Below are 20,014 nucleotides of genomic sequence, written 5' to 3' on the forward strand. Positions count from 1 at the left end.
GAAACGAAGATGAAAATTCATACCGTACTGAGCGCCCTGCTCACCTACCCGGACGAAGCGCTGCTCGACAGCCTCGACGAGATCGAGCAGTGCCTTGCCGAGTGGCCGCAGGCCCGCACGTTGCTGGCCCCTCTCACCGACCTGTTGCGCAGCACGTCGCTGATTTCGCTGCAGGAAAACTACGTGGCCACCTTCGACCGCAATCCGTCCCACTCGCTGCACCTGTTCGAGCATGTGCATGGCGAGAGCCGCGATCGCGGCCAGGCAATGGTGGACCTGTTGGAGGAATACCGACGCGAAGGCTTCGACCTCGTCACATCCGAATTGCCTGACTACGTACCGCTGTTCCTGGAGTTCCTGGGCGTACTCGCGCTGGATGGACGAGAGGCACACGCCGAGCAGTTGCTAGGCGACGCCATCCACGTGCTCGCTGCAATCGGTGATCGGCTGGCGCGCAACGACAGCCCATATGCGAGCGCATTCGCCGTGCTGCGCACGCTGACCGATGTCCAGCCGCAGGCACAGGAAGACCCGCCCGTGCGCGATATGGACGAGGCCATGGAGATGTTCGGGCCGGGGGCGGATGGTGTGGAGCCGCTGCTTGGCCCCGGCTCGGGTTCGCTCCCCTCTCCCTCGTGCGGGAGAGGGGTTGGAGGAGAGGGGAAGCATGTCGCCACTATCCAGTTCCTCGCAAAGCCACCGCCGGCCCTCTCCCCCGCCCCTCTCCCGCACGCGGGAGAGGGGAGAAAACAATCGGAACTCGCCTCTCAATCGTAAAACCAGAGAAGAAACATCATGAACCTGGTCAACCAATTCCTCTTCGGCGTCTATCCGTATATCGCCGCTGCCATTTTCCTGTTCGGCAGCCTCGCGCGGTTCGAGCGCGAGCAGTACACATGGAAGTCCGACAGTTCGCAGGTGCTGTATCGCGGCAACCTGCGCGTCGGAAACATCCTGTTCCACGTCGGCATCATCGGGCTGTTCTTCGGCCACCTCGGCGGGTTGCTCACGCCCGTGGCGGTCTGGGATGCGCTCGGTGTCTCGCACAGCCTCAAGCAAGCCGTGGCAATGACAGCCGGTGGCGTGATGGGCACTATGTGCCTGGCCGGATTGCTGATCCTGCTGCACCGCCGGCTTACCAATGCCCGCGTATCCGCTGTCACGCGCACGGGCGACAAGGTCCTGCTGCTGTGGCTGCTGGTGACGCTGCTGCTGGGGCTCTCGACGATCTTCGCCTCGGCCAGCCATATGGACGGCCACATGATGTTGCAGTTGATGACCTGGGCCCAGCATATCGTCACGCTGCGCGCCGATGCCGCAAGCTACATTGCCGATGCCCCGCTGGTCTTCAAGGCTCATCTGTTCATGGGGATCTCGCTGTTCGCGATCTTTCCGTTCACCAGGCTTGTGCATGTGTGGAGCGGCTTTGCGTCCGTGGCCTACCTTGGCCGCGCGTGGCAGCTGGTGCGAAGTCGATAGCTCATGCACACGATCGAACGACTCCTGAAGGGTTTCGAGCGTTTCCAGCAGCATTACTTCGAGGACGCGCCAGCGCTGTTCGATTCCCTGCGCAGCGGCCAGCATCCTCAGACACTTCTGATCGGCTGCAGTGATTCGCGCGTCGATCCCGGCCTGCTGCTGGGCTGCGATCCGGGCGACCTGTTCACCGTACGCAATGTAGCCAACCTCGTGCCGCCCTGCCACGAGACGGAGGCCGGGAGGCTGCATGGCGTGTCCGCCGCCATCCAGTTCGCTGTGGAACAACTCCGCGTAGAGCGCATCATCGTCATGGGGCACGGCGGCTGCGGCGGCATTCGCGCACTGCTGGCGCGGCCCGATCCCGAAGAGGCCGGCAGGATCGATGCCGGTCAGGACTTCATCGGTCCCTGGGTGCGCATCGCCTCCCCGGCGCGGCGCATGGTCGAGCAGTCGCTTTCCCACGCAACGGCGGAACAGCGCCAGCGCGCCTGCGAGCAGGCCGCGATCCTGGTTTCGCTCGGCAACCTCGAATCGTTTCCGTTTGTACGCGAAGCGTGCGGGCGCGGTGCGCTGACGCTGCACGGCTGGTACTTCGACCTGCAGGCTGGTGCGCTGCTCGCGTACTCGGCGCGTGCCGACAGCTTCCTGCCGCTGGTGTGCCCCTTACGCCGGACGTCACCCGAATGCGGGTGATGCCCAGGGCACGATCCGGATTCGTCGCGGAAGATATTGCTCCGGTTTGCGTTTGATTAAAGTCCAAGGCCGTTTGCCGTGCCACCCTCCACCAATTCCGCCCTGCCGCCAGCATGGTGCCTGCACCGGCGAGCAACCGGTAGGGAGACAAGGCGGTCACAGGGCGGCCGTCGAACAAACCCCTACCGGAACGGACTCATGAATGAACATTGGCTGAAACTTGCCGGGCGCAATCTGGTGCCCATCGTCCAGGGCGGGATGGGCGTCGGTATCTCCGCCCATCGCCTGGCAGGCACCGTGGCTGCCCACAACGGCATGGGCACGATTGCCAGCATTGACCTCCGCCATCATCATCCGGACCTGATGGCTCAACTGCACAAAACCCGCGACAAGACGCAGATCGAAGCCGCCAACCGCATCGCGCTGGACCGCGAAATCGTCGCGGCCCGCCAACTTGCCAATGGACGCGGCGCCATTGCGGTCAATGTGATGAAGGCAATCGGCTCGCATGCCCAGATGGTCAGGCAAGCCTGCGAAAGCGGCGCAGATGCCATCGTCATGGGGGCTGGCCTGCCGCTGGACCTGCCAGAAATGGCTGCGGATCATCCCAGGGTTGCACTGATTCCGATCCTCTCCGAAAGCCGCGGCATCGGTCTGGTGCTGCGTCGGTGGATGAAGAAAGGACGCCTGCCCGACGCCATCGTCATCGAGCATCCCGCCCATGCTGGCGGCCATCTCGGCGCAGCCACGATCCAGGACCTCGGCGATGACCGCTTTTCGTTCTCGCGCGTGCTGCGCGAGTGCCGCGAGCTGTTCCAGACGCTTGGACTGGCCTGGGAGAGCATTCCCCTGATCCTGGCCGGTGGCATCAATACGCACGAAAAGGCCAAGCATTGGATCAGCGAAGGTGCCTCGGCTGTGCAACTGGGCACAGCGTTCGCCGTCACCGAGGAATGCGACGCGCATCCAGCGTTCAAGCAGGTGTTGGCCACCGCCACACCGGACACGCTCCAGGAGTTCACCAGTGTCGCCGGTTTGCCGGCCCGTGCGGTGCTGACGCCATGGCTGGCCCGCTACCTCGCCAGCGAAACCCGTCTGCAACGCCGCGCCAAGGCACGCGATTGCCTTGAAGGCTTCGATTGCCTGCAGAACTGCGGGCTGCGCGACGGGATCGCCAAGATCGGCCAGTTCTGCATCGACCTCAAGCTGGCGCAGGCCGTACGCGGCGATGTCGAGCGCGGCCTGTTCTTCCGCGGCAAAGGCAAGCTGCCCTTCGGCGAGGCGATCCGGCCCGTGGCCGACCTGATGCACTACCTGATGACGGGCGAAAAACCAAAGGATCTGGAGGTTCCCGTCGCTCCCGCCGCGCTCGCGGCCTAGTCACTCGATGCTGGTGTCTGGCAGGCGTGGCGGCAAACCACCCTGCCGGCGCATCGCAAGCATGCAGCGCATAGCGCCGAGCAACTGCATGCCAAGCCAGGCACAGGCCAGCGCAAAAAGTACCCCTCCCACCCGCGCCATCGGACCTGGGGCGACCGGCAATGCGAGCAACGCGCCGTAGGCCGCCAGCATCAACCCCGCCTGTCGCCGCTGCCGCGCCGGCGAGATGATTTCCTGCATCACCGGCACCCGCGCGCGCAGCGGCAGCAGCCGTCGCAGATGCAGCCAGACCAGGAATGGCACGATCTTGCCGAGCATCGCCGTGATTGGCAGCACACCCCCTCCCACCATTGCCAACACGCCGATCCACCATGCCGTGGCGGCCGGCATATCGCCCGGCCATAGCAGGATCAGAAAGGTAAGTATCGCGGCCAGCAGCATGCTGGCGATGGCAACGATCCAGAGCAACCAGTGTTGATCGTGCCGTCGTCGGGCACGGAGTACTGCAATGAGCATGGATGTCGCCAGCACCACCACCAGCGCGAGCCACACCAGCAAGGCCCCGACAGCCCATAACCCTGACGGATTGACCGCCAGCGCCACGCTGAACACGGCCAGCGGCAGCCAGTGCAGCCATGGCAAGGCCCCGGCGACACGGCGATGCAGGCGCCGCGCCTGCCAGAACATCGGCAGCACTTTTGCCGACACTCCCGAAACCAGGGCCGCCAGCCAACCGCCGAGTCCCCATGCCACGTGCAGCGGCAGAATCTTGTGGAGCGGCAGCGTCCACATCCCACCGAGCATTCCGGCCAATGCCATGCCGGCTGCGACGGTCACCAGCAACGGCACACCGATACCCGCCAGCGTGCGCGTGGTGGCATCGACCCGTTCGACCCGGCGACCGGCTGCAAGCAGCAAACCCGCCACCAGAGCCAGAAACAATGCGGCCACCGCCGCCCAGCGAAACCCCTGCGGGCCAAGACCAAGAAACCCGACCGCGAGCCCGCAGGCAACCGTGGCGCCGCACAGTGCAATAAATGGCGAGGCAAAGCGGCTACCCGATACGGACACTCGCGCCACCACGGGCATCATCTGAAATAGCGCTCCGACCATCACCGGCAGCAGCATCCCGAGCGCCAGCGCATGAACGGCGGCGAGCGCCAAAGGCGCGAATCGGTCCGGCAGGCCATCGACGGGTCCGATCGCCAACAACAGTCCCGCCAAGGCACCCAACCATGGCGCCGGCATCAGGCAACCGAACACCACCGCCGGTCGGGGTGCCTGCGCGTAATCGAGATCTACCGCCTTCATTGTTCTCCTCGCCTGCCTTCGTGACGTGATACACCCTCGAAATTGTGGGACGTCCCCCCTATAACGCCGTCGTCGCAACCTGCCATTTTCTTGATCTAGCGCAGAAGTATTGAGGCAACAGGAGCGGAGAATCGACAACCAGGTTGCGCCCGCCCCCTTCGATTTGCGCCAACCCGGCCCCATGCCAGAATCAGAAACCCGCCACTTCCCGCACGAGACTTCCCGCCCTGATGGCAGTCCCCACATTGGCGGGCAGCCGCCCCTGCCAGACACCGCCCATGTATCCGAGACGGTTCGCCTGACGCCGCCGCGCTATCGGTTGTCTACACGCATCATCCTGCTGTCGCTGGCATCCCTGCTGGTCGTGCTGACAATGATTTCGGGGACCCTGTATCTATCCTGGAAACTGGAAGGCGCCGGTGCGGCCATCAATGATGCCGGCAGCCTCCGGATGCGCGCCAACCGCATCGCCATCGAACTATCGCTCGCGGTCGCCGATGAGCCCAACGCGCTGGCCACCGAGATCCAGGCGATGGACCACACGCTCGCGCAGCTACGTCAGGGCAATCCGGCACGACCGCTGGTCCTCCCCAATGAACCCGCCATGCGGGCACAACTCCGCGCCGTACAGGCCGACTGGGAGCGCCACCTCAAACCACTGGCCGTGGCGGGCACCCCTTCCCAATACATCCACGCACTACCCGCCTTCGTGGATCGCGCGAACAAGCTAGTCGGACTGATCGAGCAGAATAGCGCCCGCAAGACAGACCTGCTGCGCCTCTCCCAGGTGATTCTGGCGGCCATCGCCTGCGTGGGCACCGTGGCTGTGATTTACCTGCTCTACCTGTGGATCATCCTTCCGGTACTGCGACTACAGGATGGCTTGCGGCGCATGGCCGCACGCGAGTTCTCGCTGCGGCTGCCCATCGAAACCCGTGACGAGTTCGGCACGCTGAATGCCGGCTTCAACCGGATGGCGGCCGAACTGCAAAGCCTCTACCAGGATCTGGCCGCACGTGTCTCGACCAAGACCGCCGAGTTGGCACGCCAGAATCGCGATCTCGAAACGCTATATGACATGGCGGCATTCCTGAACCAGGCAGGCGACGAACAGGCGCTTGCCAACGGATTCCTGGAGCGCGTCACGCAACGATTCAATGCCGACGGCGGTACCGTGCGCATCGTCGACGCACGCCAGGGCAAGCTTCATCGCGTGGCGTCCACCGGACTGTCCGCAGAACTGGCCGACAGTTCGCACTGTGCCGAGATCGAAGCGTGCCACTGCGGTTTTGCCACGCAGGTCGGCAGCATCGCCATTGCCGATCTGCGCCATACGACGCCTCGCCACAAGATTGCCGATACGCTGTCCCCATGCCGCCGCGAAGGTTTCCTGTCGATGGCCGCCTTCCGGCTCGACACGCTGCGCGGTCCGGTCGGCACCTTCACACTCCATTTCCGCACGCCGCGCGAATTGCCGCCGTCGGATAGACAACTGCTCGAAACCATGGCTCAGCATTTGGCCACCGCACTGGAACATGTGCGGCTGTCCGCCAGCGCACGTCAATTGGCCGTGGTGGAAGAACGCAATCTTGTGGCGCAGGGGCTGCACGACAGCATTGCGCAAGGCCTGAACTTTCTGAACCTCCAGGTCCAGTTGCTCGATGATGCCGTGGAACGCGCCGAACATGACGAAGTGCGCGAGATTGTCCCGCTGCTGCGTCACGGCGTGGAAGAGAGTTACCAGGACGTACGCGAGTTACTGAACAACTTCCGCTCACGATTGACCACGGGCGACATGCGTCCGGCCATCGAGGAAACCGTGGCCCGCTTCCGGCGTCAGTGCCGCACCGAGGCCACGTTGAAGATCGACGATCAGGGCCTGCCGCTTCAGCCGGAACAGCAGTTGCAAATACTGTTCATCCTGCAAGAAGCGCTGTCGAACGTTCGCAAGCATGCGATGGCCGAGCACGTCACCATCTCCATCGAACATGGCCGCGCGTTCCGGCTTGTGGTGCAGGACGACGGTGACGGCTTCGATGCCGCGCGGCTCGACGTAAGCGACACCTCCCACGTCGGCCTGCACATCATGAGAGAGCGCGCGGCGCGGCTCGGTGCCGAGTTGACCATCGACGCCCGCCCCGGGTTGGGCGTGCGCATCGCCCTCACGCTACCGCACGCGGCCGACGCGGCGCCATCCCCCACCTTCACCCCGTTCATTCCCTTGCGCCGACTCCAGGAGCCTGCCTCATGACTATCCGCATCCTGCTGATCGACGACCACACGCTGTTCCGCTCTGGCATCCGTGCCCTGCTGCAGCGGCAGACCGATTTCGAGATCGTCGACGAAGCTGCCGACGGCGTGGAAGGGATCAAGCGCGCCAAGCAGCACCGGCCGGATGTGATCCTGCTCGATCTGAACATGCCGGGCCTCTCGGGACTCGACGCGTTGCAGTTAATGGTGGAAGACCTCCCGGACAGCGCGGTAGTCATGCTGACTGTTTCGGAGGAAGCCGAAGAGTTGGCTACGGCGCTGCGAAGCGGTGCGCGCGGCTACCTGCTCAAGAATATCGAAACCGAGGCGCTGACCAGCGCGATCCGCCGCGCGGCGGCAGGCGAACCGGTGATTTCCGAAGCGATGACGGCCAAGCTGGTGCAGCAGTTTCGCGCGCCGAGTCCGCCTGCTGCCGCGCCGCGCGCCGCCGACGCGCCATCACTGACCGCGCGGGAGCGCGATATCGTGCAAGGGCTGGTACGCGGGGAGAGCAACAAGGAAATCGCGCGGGATCTGGGCGTGGCCGAGAGCACGGTCAAGATCCACGTGCAGAACATTCTCAAGAAGCTCAACCTCGCCAGCCGCGTGCAAGTAGCGGTCTATGCGGTCGAACATGGCATCGCTGCCACCTGACCGCATTGGCGCATGGTTCGACCGCCGGGGCGATCAGTAGTCCGATCGCTTGACGCCCTGCTCCGTGCCGAGCAGCAACACATTGGCGCCACGCAGCGCGAACAGGCCCACCGTCACCACACCGGGCAACTGGTTGATGCGCTGTTCCAGTGCACGCGGGTCTTCGATCTTGAGGCCGGACACATCGAGGATCACATTGCCGTTGTCGGTCTTGTAGATGCCGCCTTCCTTCGTCATGCGCAGCTTCGGCTGACCACCGAGGACGGCCATCTGGCGCGCCACGGCTGCACGTGCCATCGGGATCACCTCGACCGGCAGCGGGAAGTTGCCCATGACCGGCACGAGCTTGCTGCCATCGGCGATGCAAACAAATCGGTCTGCCACCGAGGCCACGATCTTCTCGCGCGTCAGCGCACCGCCACCACCTTTGATCATCGCGCCCGAGGCATCGATCTCGTCGGCACCGTCCACGTAGACGGGAATGCTGTCGACTTCGTTGAGATCGAGCACCGTGAAACCGTGCTGCTGCAGGCGGCGCGTGGAGGCTTCCGAGCTCGACACAGCACCCGAGAAGCGCTCCTTGAATGCCGCCACGGCGTCGATGAAGAGATTGGCGGTGGAGCCGGTGCCCACGCCAAGCACCGCGCCCTCGGGCACTTCCTGCTTCACATAGTCGGCGGCGGCTTGCGCGACTTGCGCCTTGAGTTCATCCTGCGTCATGAAAACAGCCTGCGTCTGGGGGAAAACGCGTAGTGTAGCGGATCGACGTGGCTGGTTCCTGTTTGCCGCGCCAGATATTGCCCCGTTACGCCTCGCCGTTACAATGCCTCATTCCCGGGCGGATTCCCCGCCCCACTCTTCCAGACGGACACAGATCATGACCGCGCTCGAACAGCTGAAGCAGATCACAACGGTGGTTGCCGATACCGGCGACTTCCAGCTGATGAAGCAGTACACGCCCCAGGATGCGACCACGAACCCCTCGCTGATCCTGAAGGCCGTGCAGAAGCCCGAATACCGTCCGCTGCTGGAGCAGACCACGCGCGACCATCACGGCAGCGCGGGGCTCGAAGCCGTGATGGACCAGTTGCTCATCGCCTTCGGCTGCGAAATCCTGGCCATCGTGCCGGGCCGCGTGTCCACCGAGGTCGATGCCCGCCTGTCGTTCGACACCCAGGCCACCGTCGACAAGGCACGCCACCTGATCGGCCTGTACGAGCAACGCGGCATCGCCCGCGAGCGTGTACTCATCAAGATCGCCTCGACCTGGGAAGGCATAAAGGCTGCCGAAATCCTCCAGCGCGACAACATCCGCTGCAACATGACGCTGCTGTTCTCGCTGGTGCAGGCCGTAGCCTGCGCCGAAGCTGGCGCGCAACTGATCTCCCCGTTCGTCGGCCGTATCCTCGACTGGTACAAGAAGCAGGCCGGCGACAAATGGGACGCCGAAGCCAACGCCGGCGACAATGATCCCGGCGTCCGCTCGGTGCGCCAGATCTACGACTACTACAAGAAGTTCGGCTACGCGACCGAAGTGATGGGCGCCAGCTTCCGCGGCACCGGACAGGTCCTGTCATTGGCCGGCAGCGACCTGCTGACGATCAGCCCCGACTTGCTGGAGCAACTCGCTGCCAGCAACGCCACCGTCGAGCGCAAGCTCTCCGTCGAACAAGCGCAAGCCGGCAACATCGCCCGCATCGCTGCCGACGAAGCCGCCTTCCGCTGGCAACTCAACGAAGATGCCATGGCCACTGAAAAGCTGGCGGAAGGCATCCGATTATTTGCGGCGGATGCGGTGAAGCTGGAGAAGCTGGTTGAGGAAATGGCGGGCTGATTTGCCCCGAAGACTAGCAACTACTGCTGGTGTGCTCCCCTCTCCCATGCAATGGGAGAGGGGTTGGGGGAGAGGGCCGGAGATTCTGCTTGCCGACCACATCGCAACTTGAACCGCTTGCCCTCTCCCCCGCCCCTCTCCCGCTCGCGGGAGAGGGGCGAAAACAGAGAGGCCAGGTCAAATAACTAAGACCACAACGCCGGCAAACACTCCCCTGCCGCCGCTGCCAAGACCACATCTGCCGTCTCATCCAGCGCGGAAGGCTGCGGGTTGACCACAATCACCTTGGCACCATGCTCACGGGCCAGCCCCGGCAGCGCCGCTGCCGGATACACCAGCCCCGACGTGCCCACTACCAGACAGACATCGCAGCTTTGCGCCGCGTGATCGGCGCGGAAGCGGGCGACGCGCGGCAAATCCTCGCCGAACCAGACCACACCGGGACGCATCATCGCGCCGCACAGCGCGCAATGGGGCGGATCACCCGGAATGGGCGGCACCGTATCGCAACGGCCGCAGGTATCGAGCCACTTATTGGCGAACAGGTTGCCGTGCAATTCCACCACATGCTCGCTGCCGGCCTGCTGATGCAAGCCGTCGATATTCTGCGTAACCAGCGTGATGGACTTTGATTTGTCACCGGCGAGCGCTGCCAGCGCATAGTGCGCCGGATTCGGTTTCGCGGCCGATACGAGTTCGCGGCGATGTTGATACCACTGCCACACCAGCGCGGGCTGGCGCCGATAAGCTTCTTCGGTCGCCAGTTCCTCAGGATCGAAGCGCGCCCAAAGTCCGGTCAGGGCATCGCGAAACGTGGGCACACCTGACTCGGCGGAGATACCTGCGCCGGTCAGGACGAAGATGTTCCGCGCGTCGGCAATCCACGCGCGAGCCTGTGCCAGCAGGGCGGCGTCGACGATCATGTCAGCGTGGCAGGCGACGCTGGCGAACGGCTTCGTACAGGCACACGCCGCTGGCCACCGAGACGTTCAGGCTTTCCACGCCACCCGCCATCGGCAGCGATACCAGGTCGTCGCAGGTTTCGCGCGTCAGGCGGCGCATACCCTCGCCTTCTGCACCCATCACGATGGCCGTCGGGCCCTTGAAATCCACGTCGTACAGCGACTTCTCCGTGCCATCGGCCGTGCCGATCACCCAGATGCCGCGCTCCTGCAGTTCACGCAGCGTGCGCGCCAGGTTAGTTACGGTGATGTAGGGCACGGTTTCCGCGGCACCGCTAGCCACCTTGGCGACAGTCGCGTTCAAACCAACGCTACGATCCTTCGGCGCGATCACGGCATGGGCACCGGCACCATCGGCCACGCGCAGACATGCGCCCAGGTTATGCGGATCAGTGACACCATCGAGAATCAGTAGCAGCGGCGTGCCTTCGATGCCATCGAGCAGTTCGTCGAGGTTGAGTGCAAGCGACACATCTTCGGCACGCGCCACCACGCCCTGGTGGCGATCGGTACCAGCCATGCCACGCAGGCGGTCGCTATCAACGGGATGAAGCGTGACGTTAAGACTCTCCGCCAGGCGGATGAAGTCCTGCATGCGTCGGTCCTTGCGGTTCGCTTCGATATAGATGTCGGACACGCTCTGCGCGCTCTGGCGCAGGCGTGCTTGCACGGCGTGAAAGCCGATCAGGAGTTTGTGTTTAGCCATGGCGCGCATTGTACTCGCCATGGCCTCACTCAAACCGGCTTTTGGGCGACCGGAGCGGTCGCCCGCCATGTCACCGCTTGCGCGGTGTGCGGCTGGTCTTGCTGGCCGTCTTGGCCGGATGCTTGGCAGCCGCCTTGCGGGCCGTCTTCAAATGACCGGGCTTCGGCTTGGCTGCCCGCTTGGCCGATTTGCCGGCCGGCGCCTTCGCCGGTGCGCGTCCGTGCGATGTATGACCCACATGCGCATCGCGCGGCTTCAGCGGCGTGATCACAGCCTCGAACACAGGCTGCTCTTCGATCACACGGTCGAGCGTTTCGTCGAACGACTCTTCCGGCTTCGACGTCCCGCCCAGCAGCGCTGCCAGTTGGCGACCCTTCTTGCGCGCCGGCACGGCGTGCGCAGCAGGCACGCGGGGCGGCTCGGAGACACCGGCACGGCCACGCAACGTCTTGGCCGATGGCTCCTGCACCAGACGGAAGTCGATTTTGCGCGCATCGAGGTCCACGCGCGACACCTGCACGCGCACCCGATCCGTCAAACGGTAGCGAATGCCAGTCCGCTCGCCGCGAAGTTCGTTGCGCGCCTCGTCGTACTGGAAGTAATCGCTGCCCAGTTCCGTCACGTGTACCAGCCCTTCCACATACAGCTCGTCGAGCTGGACGAAGATGCCGAACGATGTGACCGCGCTGACCGTACCGGCATAGTCGCTGCCGAGCTTGTCGCGCATGAAGTAGCACTTCAGCCAGGCTTCCACATCGCGCGATGCCTCGTCGGCACGGCGCTCGTTAGCCGAGCAGTGCAGGCCGAGTTCGTCCCAGATGGCTTCGTTGCGCTTGGCACGCGCGGCGGCGTTCGCGGCGCGCTTCTCAGCGTCGGCGGCCTGCATGCGGCGAGCCTTCGGCGAGATCTGCGTATTGAACTCGGTGCCCGGGCCAAAGGCCGGTTGGTACTTCGTATGCGCAAGAATCGCCTTGATCGAACGATGCACGAGCAAGTCCGGATAGCGCCGGATCGGACTCGTGAAGTGCGCATAGGCTTCATATGCCAAGCCGAAGTGGCCAATGTTGTCCGGACTGTAGACCGCCTGCTGCATCGAACGCAGCAGCATGGTCTGCAGCATCGGCGCGTCGGGACGGGACTTGATCTTGTCCATCACCTCGGCGTAATCCGATGCCTGCGGCTTGTCTCCGCCACCCAGCGACAGCCCTGAAGTCTTCAGGAATTCCCGCAGATTCTTGAGTTTTTCTTCACTCGGGCCCGCGTGGATACGGTATAGCGCCGGATGCTTGAAGCGTTCGAGGAAGTCGGCTGCGCAGACGTTGGCCGTCAGCATGCACTCTTCGATCAGGCGGTGCGCATCGTTGCGCGTGCGCGGCAGGATCTGCTCGATCTTGCCCTGCGCATTGCAGACGATATAGGTCTCGGTGGTGTCGAAATCGATGGCACCGCGTTCGCGGCGGGCCTTTAGCAAAACCTGGAACAGTTCGTACAGGTTCTGCAGGTGCGGCACGAGATCGGCACGCTTGTGCGCTTCCGGACCCTTGGTGTTCGACAGGATCGACCAGACCTCGTTATAGGTCAGGCGCGCCTTCGAGTGCATGACCGCCGGATAGAACTGGTAGCCCTTGAGCTCGCCCTTGGCCGTGATCACGGCATCGCAGACCATGCAGAGACGATCCACCTCTGGATTCAGCGAGCACAGCCCGTTCGACAGCTTCTCGGGCAGCATCGGAATCACGCGGCGCGGAAAGTACACCGAGGTGGCACGATCCAGTGCGTCGGCGTCCAGCGGCGTGCCCGGACGCACATAGTGCGAAACGTCGGCAATCGCCACGATCAGGCGCCAACCCTTCGCACGTCCGATCTTGACCGGCTCGCAGTAGACCGCATCGTCGAAGTCCCGTGCGTCTTCACCGTCGATCGTGACCAGCGAGACATCACGCAGGTCGATACGATGATCGAGGTCAGCCTGGCGCACCTCGTCGGGCAGCGCCTGCGCTTCCTTGGCCGCACCCGCCGAAAACTCATGCGGCACGCCATACTTGCGCACCGCGATCTCGATCTCCATGCCAGGATCGTCGATATCGCCAAGCACTTCCACCACACGTCCCACGGGCTGCACGTAGCGGTCCGGCCATTCGGTCAGTTCGACGCTGACGATCTGCCCCACTCGCGCCTTGCCCTGGGCCTTGGGCGGAATCAGGATGTCCTGGCTGATGCGCTTGTCCTCTGGCGCCACCACGAGCACACCATTCTCGGACAACAGCCGGCCAATCACGAAGCGGTTGGCCCGGTCCAGGATCTCGACGATCTGGCCTTCCGGACGTCCGCGACGGTCGTAGCCCACCACGCGCACCTGCGCGCGGTCGTTGTGCATGGCCTTCTGCAGTTCACGCTCGGGCAGGAAGATATCGTCGTCGCCGTCGTCGCGGATCAGGAAGCCAAAGCCATCGCGATGGCCCTGCACGCGGCCGGTCACGAAGTTAGGCTGATGGGCCAGCTCGTAGCGGCCCTTGCGATTGAGTTCGATCTGCCCGTCGCGTTCCATTGCGGCCAGACGTTTCTGGAAGCCGTCATGCTCCTTGCGCGTGACGGACAGGGCCTTGGCGATATCGCCTGCCGAAAGGGGCGACCCCGAAGTTCTCAATACGCCCAGGATTTCTTCCCGGCTCGGGATCGGATAGTTGTTTTGATTCAATTTTTCTGGAAACTATTTGACAATCGTTTTGCGGTCGCTATAATGGCCGCTTCGGTTGTTTCGACACCTGCCCAGGTGGCGGAATTGGTAGACGCACTAGGTTCAGGTCCTAGCGGTGGCAACACTGTGGAGGTTCGAGTCCTCTCCTGGGCACCAAGATTTAGCGAGAAACCCGCAACGCACGTTGCGGGTTTTTTGTTTTTGCGTCGCCGAATCTTTCAAATCCTCTCCCCTCGTTGCTTTGTCCATGGCTCATTTCTGAGTTCGAGCCGTGGATGAGTGTATCAGTTTCAGTGTCGATTCCGGCATTATCTCGCCATCTTTGCAAGTTCGATCGCCGAAAATGCAGCATTTCTTCCTCGCAGCCTGTTGCTACACCGCCCGGCCCCGCTGATGGAAAGGTTGACCCATCGCTGATCTGTAACTACCATGGTTTCACATTGAGATTTCCCCATGAGCACCAGTAGCCGGTTTGCCGTCGCCGTCCATATCCTCACGCTGCTTGCACAGGCCGAGGGTCCGGTGCCATCGTCCATGATTGCCGGCAGCGTGGGCACCAACCCCGCGCTGATCCGCCGCATGATCGGAGCGCTGACCGAAGCCGGGTTCGTGAGCACGACAATGGGCAGCACCGGCGGCGCAATGCTGGCGCGCCCGGCGTCGGCCATCACACTGCTGGACGTGTTCCGCGCCACCGAAACCACGGCGCTGATCACGCTGCATCAGAGCGCGCCCAACCCGGCGTGCATGGTCGGCCGCGAGATCACCGGTGCGCTGCAGGTCGTGGCCGACCGTGCGCAAGCCGCGATGGATGCTTCGCTCAAGGAGATCACGATTGCCAGCATGCTCGGCGAAGTCGAACATGCCGCCCGGCGCCGCAAGCGCTGATTTTTTTACCTCGATATGTAACCACATTGATTACATATCATTCGCTACTATGAAGGAGCCATCATCATGAAGATCGCCATTATCGGCGCCACCGGCAACGTGGGCACCCGCCTGACCGACGAAGCGCTGCGTCGCGGCCATACCGTCACTGCCCTCGCCCGCCAGGCTTCAAAGCTTCCTACACGCGACGGCGTCGTCGCAAAGGATATCGACGTGAGCAATGCCCAGGTCCTGGCCGATGCACTGCGCGGCAGCGATGTCGTCATCAGCACCGTCCGATTCCTGCAAGCCACGGCCTCGCAGATCACCGACGCCGTCAAGGCGGCGGGAGTGAAGCGTTTGCTGGTGGTGGGAGGCGCGGGCAGTCTCTACATCGCGCCGGGCAAGCAACTGGTCGACACCCCGGAATTCCCGGACGCGTACAAGGCCGAAGCCTCGGCCGGTCGTGACTTCCTGAATGCGCTGAAGAAGGAAACGTCGCTTGAGTGGACGTTCCTGTCGCCGTCGGCCCTCTTCACGCCGGGCGAGCGCACCGGCAAGTTCCGACTGGGCAAGGAGGATTTGCTCGCCACCGCGGACGGCAGCTCGATCTCGATGGAGGACTACGCAATGGCCATGCTCGATGAGATCGAGCAGCCAGAACATGTGCGGGAGCGGTTCACCGTAGGGTACTGATACCTCGATCCGTACCTTGGAGCACCCCTCCGCCGCGCGGGCGGAGGGGTGCCGCAGACTCAGGCTGCCGAGTCGTCGTCCAGCAGGCTGGCGCGCTTGCCGCGCTTGAGCCAGGCCGCGAGATTGTGCGGGCGAAGCGTGTCGTATTCCTCGAACGGCTGATGAATCCATGGGTTCGAAGGCAGGAACGTCACGTGGTAGTTGGGCTCAACCTTGGAGCACGCCTTGTACCAAAGCACCGCCGAGCGCACGTCGGTCACTTCAGGATAGCGTTCCTTCAGGTGGCGACCCACTCGCTCCAGCGTCACACCCGAATCGACGAGGTCATCCACCAGCAGGATTCGCCCTTCCAGGTTGCCACGCGTCATCGTGATGTATTGCGCAATGTCGAGCGTGCCCTGCTGCGTGCCGGCAGCTTCGCGGTACGAACTCGTCGCCAGGATAGCTAGCGGCACATCGAAAATACGCGACATCTGATCACCCACGCGCAGACCGCCTCGGGCCAGGCACAGGATCTGATCGAACTTCCAGCCCGATTCATGCACGTTCAGCGCGAGACGCGCGATCAGTCGGTGGTAGTCATCCCACGAGACCCAGAGGTTCTCGTCATCATTGGTTGGCAGGTTCATGGCAATCTTCTGATATCAGCGGCTTCGTTGGCCGATGGATAAAGCATCGGCCCGCATATCGCGGGCCGAATATCTTCAGTGAGGCCGTGGCGCGGGTGGCGCCACGGTCCTGCACACTGCATTGACCGGGGCTTAGGCCACCAGGTACGGATGGCGCAGCAGGATAGTCTCGTCTCGATCCGGACCGGTCGAGATCATGTCGATCGGGATACCGACCACTTCCTCGATGCGCTTCAGGTACACGCGTGCCTGTTCCGGCAGCGCATCCCAGGTCTTCACGCCAAACGTCGACTCGTTCCAGCCCGGGAATTCTTCATAGATCGGCTGGCATGCGGCCACGGCATCCGAGCCACGCGGCAGGATATCGACCCGCTTGCCGTCGAGCTCGTAGCCCACGCACAGCTTGATCGTTTCCAGACCGTCCAGCACGTCGAGCTTGGTCATGCACACGCCAGACACACCATTGATCTGTACCGAACGCTTCAGCGCAGCGGCGTCGAGCCACCCCGTGCGGCGCGGACGGCCCGTAACAGAGCCAAATTCCTTGCCGACATTGGCCAGACGCACACCCACGGCATCCTGACGGGCAGGGTTATCGTGGTCGTACAGTTCGCTCGGGAACGGACCAGCGCCCACGCGGGTGCAGTAAGCCTTGGTGATGCCAAGGATGTAGTTCAGGCGACCCGGACCGACGCCAGCGCCCGCAGCAGCCGCACCGGCCACGCAGTTGCTCGAGGTCACGAACGGGTACGTGCCGTGATCGACGTCGAGCAGCGTGCCTTGCGCGCCTTCGAACATCAGGTTGCCACCTGCTTCATTCACGGCATACAGCTCGGCCGACACATCGGCGATCATCGGCTTCAGGCGCGGCGCATAGGCCAGCATCTCGTCGAGGATCTGCTGGTAGTCCACAGCTTCGGCGCCCAGGTACTGGGTCAACATGAAGTTGTGGAACTCGACGTTCTCGCGCAGGCGTTCGGCGAAATGCTCCGGGTTGAACAGGTCTTGCACGCGCAATGCGCGGCGGGCGACCTTGTCTTCGTAGGCCGGGCCAATGCCACGACCGGTCGTGCCAATCTTGGCAGCACCACGGCGGGCTTCGCGCGCCTTGTCGATGGCAACGTGGTACGGCAGGATCAGCGTGGTGGCTTCGGAGATGCGCAGGCGGTTCTGCACTTGCAGGCCGGCGCTTTCCAGTTCCTCGATCTCACGGAACAGCGCTTCGGGCGACAGGACCACACCGTTACCGATGTAGCAGACGGTACTGGCGCGCATGATGCCCGAGGGGATCAGTCGCAGGATCGTCTTCTTGCCGCCGATAATGAGCGTGTGGCCAGCGTTGTGGCCGCCCTGGAACCGCACCACGCCCTTTGCCTGGTCGGTAAGCCAATCGACGATTTTTCCCTTGCCTTCGTCACCCCACTGGGTTCCGATCACGACGACATTGCGTCCCTGGCTTACTGCGGATGCGGACATGTTGAATTGGTCAGAAGGTTAAAAACGTATTCTACTCTCGTTGCCGGACGGTTCCCGGTTTTCGGGCCCCTCTCGGACAGACGTTTACCGCCCTTCACGGGCGATAATAGGCCGCCGCGAGCAGCAAACGTCATTTTGAGAGCACGGAAAACAGGCCGGCAGGACATGCCGGCCCGGCGAAAAATCAGCGGGGGACCACCACCCAGGCGTCGCCCTGCCGCTGAAGCTGACGGTCGCAGTTGAACTCATCGAGCTCGTGCGTATGACCCGGCAGCGACTGAATCACGATCTCGCCAGCGGCGCGCAGCGTGGCAATCGTCGACCGCAATGCGGGATCGGCGTCCCACGGCGCAAAGATCGCCAGGGCGCGGACCTCGACTGGCGACAACGCCGCCACCTCACGCAGATCAAGCGAAAAACCGGTAGCCGGCCGGGCACGGCCAAATGCCTCGCCTACCTTGTCGTAGCGGCCGCCACGTGCAACGTAGTTCGGCAGGCCAGACACGTACGCGGTGAACATCACGCCGCTGTGGTAGTGATAGCCGCGCAGATCGGAAAGGTCGATGTTGACGCTGGCACCACGGACCTGATTGGCCAGCGCCGCCAGTTCGTCCAACGCACGGCCAATAGCAGCATTGGACGGCAACGTCGCGCGCGCGCGCTCGATGACTTCCACGCCGCCATATAGCGTCGGCAACGCCAGGAGGGCTTTGCGCTCGGTGTCTGGCAGTCCCTGCGTCAACTCGCGCAGCGCGGCGACGTCCTTGGTTTCCAGTGCCGCGAACATTGCATCCTCGATTTGGCGCACCGACGGCAACGCCGAGAGCAGCGCTTCGAGAATGCCAGCGTGGCAAAGGTCCAGCCGGATATCTGTCAGGCCCGCCACTTGCAGCGCAGCCAGCATCAACTCCTGAATTTCGACGTCAGCTTCCAGGCCCGCATGACCATAAATCTCGGCGCCGATCTGGATCGGCTCGCGCGTCGCATGAAAACCAGCCGGACGTGCGTGCAGGACGTTGCCCGCGTAGCAGAGGCGCGTCACGCCAGGGCGATTCAGCAAGTGGGCGTCGATGCGGGCCACCTGCGGCGTGATATCGGCACGCAAGCCCATCGTACGGCCGGACAACTGGTCCACCAACTTCAGCGTGCGCAGATCCAGGTCATGGCCCGTACCGGTCAGCAGCGACTCCAGGTACTCAAGCATCGGGGGCATGACCATCTCGTAGCCGTAGGTACGAAACAGGTCGAGCATCCGGCGGCGCAGCTCTTCGAGCTTGCGCGCTTCCGACGGAAGCACGTCGGCAATGTTTTCAGGCAGGAGCCAGCGATTGGACATGGGGGTCTCTTATATCAAAAACCTGGCTGGCGAGCTGCACGCCCTCCAGCCGGACAAAACCCCGGACGGACCGGGGTTCTGTCGCATATTGCTTATCCGGGCACTTCCAGCACCCGGGGCGCGATGTACGCGCTACTTCTTGCCGCCGGACGGGGCCGGTGCGGCATTGCCACCCGACGACCGCATGTAGCGGAAGAAGTCGGAATTCGGCTCGAGCACCATGACGTTGCCCTTGTCGCGGAACGTGTTGCGGTAGGCTTCCATGCTGCGCCAGAACTGGGCAAAGTTCGGATCCTTGCCAAACGCATCGGCATAGACCTGCGAAGCCTTGGCATCGCCCTCGCCCTTCACCACCTGCGCGTCGCGATACGCCTCGGCCAGCACCACTTCACGCTGACGGTCGGCATCGGCACGGATTTTCTCACCTTCCGCGGCGCCCGTCGAACGCAGTTCGTTGGCCACGCGCTTGCGCTCGGCCTCCATGCGGCGATAGACAGACTCGCTGATTGCAGGCAACAGGTCCACGCGCTTCAGGCGCACGTCCAGAATCTCGACACCCACAGATTGCGCGTACTCCGCCATCCCGGCGCGGATGTTTTGCATGACCTTGTCACGCTCACCCGCCACGACATCGGTCACGGTGCGCTTGCCGAACTCCTCGCGGGCCACGGCATCGATACGTTGCGTCATGCGATCCTGCGCGCCGCGCACATTTCCACCAAAGGCCACGAAGAACTTGCGCGGATCGGTAATGCGCCACTTGACGAACCAGTCCACCACCATCGACTTCTTTTCGGCGGTCAGGAAACGCTCGTTTGCCGCGACGTCGATCGTCTGGAGGCGGCGATCCATGAAGACCACGTTCTGCAGCGGCGGCGGCAACTTGAAATGCAGGCCAGGCTCACGCACCACCTGCTTGATCTCGCCGAACGCGAAGACCACGGCATACTGGCGCTGGTCCACGACGAAGAGCATCGACGATGCGATGGCCAGCAGGATAAACAGGCCAATGACGAAGGAAATCAGTCGGTTCATGACGGGTC

18 protein-coding genes and 1 tRNA gene are annotated in these 20,014 nt (G+C 63.4%); 10 read left to right on the forward strand and 9 right to left on the reverse strand.

Annotation, left to right across the window (positions count from 1 at the left end; all coding sequences use genetic code 11):
- Positions 1–9 precede the first annotated feature (9 nt).
- From narJ to GA566_RS09255, 4 genes are all read left to right on the forward strand, one after another.
- The gene (gene narJ, locus GA566_RS09240; protein ID WP_160472568.1) at positions 10–777 is read left to right on the forward strand and encodes a nitrate reductase molybdenum cofactor assembly chaperone; all 768 of its coding nucleotides are present in this window, start codon (positions 10–12) and stop codon (positions 775–777) included.
- 18 nt (positions 778–795) lie between these two features.
- Complete coding sequence (narI, locus tag GA566_RS09245; protein ID WP_137926195.1) at positions 796–1,479, forward strand: respiratory nitrate reductase subunit gamma; 684 nt, start codon at positions 796–798, stop codon at positions 1,477–1,479.
- Between the two features lie 3 nt (positions 1,480–1,482).
- Entirely contained in the window at positions 1,483–2,172 is a 690-nt protein-coding gene (locus GA566_RS09250; protein ID WP_160472569.1) for a carbonic anhydrase, read from the forward strand.
- A gap of 198 nt (positions 2,173–2,370) precedes the next feature.
- Positions 2,371–3,552 carry a nitronate monooxygenase family protein gene (locus GA566_RS09255; protein ID WP_160472570.1) on the forward strand — a complete coding sequence of 394 codons (1,182 nt, stop codon included), beginning with the start codon at positions 2,371–2,373 and terminating at the stop codon, positions 3,550–3,552.
- Here the strand turns inward: GA566_RS09255 and GA566_RS09260 are convergent, their stop codons facing one another.
- Complete coding sequence (locus tag GA566_RS09260; protein ID WP_160472571.1) at positions 3,553–4,863, reverse strand: hypothetical protein; 1,311 nt, start codon at positions 4,861–4,863, stop codon at positions 3,553–3,555.
- A 181-nt stretch (positions 4,864–5,044) separates the two neighbouring features.
- Here GA566_RS09260 and GA566_RS09265 point away from each other — a divergent pair, with 181 nt between their 5' ends.
- Both GA566_RS09265 and GA566_RS09270 read left to right on the forward strand, forming a co-directional pair.
- A complete protein-coding gene (locus tag GA566_RS09265; RefSeq protein ID WP_160472572.1) occupies positions 5,045–7,114 on the forward strand; it encodes a type IV pili methyl-accepting chemotaxis transducer N-terminal domain-containing protein in 2,070 nt (689 codons plus the stop codon).
- Positions 7,111–7,767, forward strand: a complete 657-nt coding sequence (locus GA566_RS09270; RefSeq protein WP_160472573.1) for a response regulator — start codon at positions 7,111–7,113, stop codon at positions 7,765–7,767. Before GA566_RS09265 ends, GA566_RS09270 begins: the two co-directional genes overlap by 4 nt.
- 33 nt (positions 7,768–7,800) lie before the next feature.
- On the opposite strand, the gene rpiA is transcribed toward GA566_RS09270, so the two are convergent.
- Positions 7,801–8,487, reverse strand: coding sequence for a ribose-5-phosphate isomerase RpiA (gene rpiA, locus GA566_RS09275; RefSeq protein ID WP_137926189.1), 687 nt, complete (start codon positions 8,485–8,487; stop codon positions 7,801–7,803).
- Positions 8,488–8,644: 157 nt separating this feature from the next.
- Here rpiA and tal point away from each other — a divergent pair, with 157 nt between their 5' ends.
- Entirely contained in the window at positions 8,645–9,601 is a 957-nt protein-coding gene (tal, locus tag GA566_RS09280) for a transaldolase (RefSeq protein WP_160472574.1), read from the forward strand.
- Positions 9,602–9,786: 185 nt separating this feature from the next.
- On the opposite strand, the gene GA566_RS09285 is transcribed toward tal, so the two are convergent.
- The 3 genes from GA566_RS09285 to rnr form a co-directional block, all read right to left on the reverse strand.
- A complete protein-coding gene (locus GA566_RS09285) occupies positions 9,787–10,524 on the reverse strand; it encodes an NAD-dependent deacylase (RefSeq protein WP_160472575.1) in 738 nt (245 codons plus the stop codon).
- A 1-nt stretch (position 10,525) separates the two neighbouring features.
- On the reverse strand, positions 10,526–11,269 hold the full coding sequence (gene rlmB, locus GA566_RS09290; RefSeq protein WP_137926186.1) for a 23S rRNA (guanosine(2251)-2'-O)-methyltransferase RlmB: 744 nt from the start codon (positions 11,267–11,269) through the stop codon (positions 10,526–10,528).
- A gap of 70 nt (positions 11,270–11,339) precedes the next feature.
- Positions 11,340–13,967: a ribonuclease R gene (gene rnr / locus GA566_RS09295; protein WP_160472576.1), complete on the reverse strand. Its 2,628-nt coding sequence runs from the start codon at positions 13,965–13,967 to the stop codon at positions 11,340–11,342.
- A 69-nt stretch (positions 13,968–14,036) separates the two neighbouring features.
- Between rnr and GA566_RS09300 the strand changes: the two genes are divergently transcribed.
- From GA566_RS09300 to GA566_RS09310, 3 genes are all read left to right on the forward strand, one after another.
- Positions 14,037–14,123: transfer RNA gene (locus tag GA566_RS09300), tRNA-Leu, on the forward strand.
- 297 nt (positions 14,124–14,420) lie between these two features.
- Positions 14,421–14,855: an Rrf2 family transcriptional regulator gene (locus GA566_RS09305; protein ID WP_137926184.1), complete on the forward strand. Its 435-nt coding sequence runs from the start codon at positions 14,421–14,423 to the stop codon at positions 14,853–14,855.
- A 66-nt stretch (positions 14,856–14,921) separates the two neighbouring features.
- Positions 14,922–15,530, forward strand: coding sequence for an NAD(P)-dependent oxidoreductase (locus tag GA566_RS09310; RefSeq protein ID WP_160472577.1), 609 nt, complete (start codon positions 14,922–14,924; stop codon positions 15,528–15,530).
- Between the two features lie 59 nt (positions 15,531–15,589).
- Here GA566_RS09310 and GA566_RS09315 read toward each other — a convergent pair whose 3' ends face one another.
- The 4 genes from GA566_RS09315 to hflC all read right to left on the reverse strand — a co-directional run bounded on the left by GA566_RS09315 (position 15,590) and on the right by hflC (position 20,006).
- On the reverse strand, positions 15,590–16,159 hold the full coding sequence (locus GA566_RS09315) for a phosphoribosyltransferase (protein WP_137926182.1): 570 nt from the start codon (positions 16,157–16,159) through the stop codon (positions 15,590–15,592).
- Between the two features lie 132 nt (positions 16,160–16,291).
- Positions 16,292–17,635, reverse strand: a complete 1,344-nt coding sequence (locus GA566_RS09320) for an adenylosuccinate synthase (RefSeq protein ID WP_160472578.1) — start codon at positions 17,633–17,635, stop codon at positions 16,292–16,294.
- Positions 17,636–17,819: 184 nt separating this feature from the next.
- Complete coding sequence (locus tag GA566_RS09325) at positions 17,820–18,971, reverse strand: ATP phosphoribosyltransferase regulatory subunit (protein ID WP_160472579.1); 1,152 nt, start codon at positions 18,969–18,971, stop codon at positions 17,820–17,822.
- Between the two features lie 132 nt (positions 18,972–19,103).
- Entirely contained in the window at positions 19,104–20,006 is a 903-nt protein-coding gene (hflC, locus tag GA566_RS09330) for a protease modulator HflC (protein WP_137926179.1), read from the reverse strand.
- Positions 20,007–20,014 lie beyond the last annotated feature (8 nt).

The sequence above is a fragment of the Cupriavidus sp. SW-Y-13 genome, assembly GCF_009793345.1.
Taxonomy (GTDB): domain Bacteria; phylum Pseudomonadota; class Gammaproteobacteria; order Burkholderiales; family Burkholderiaceae; genus Cupriavidus.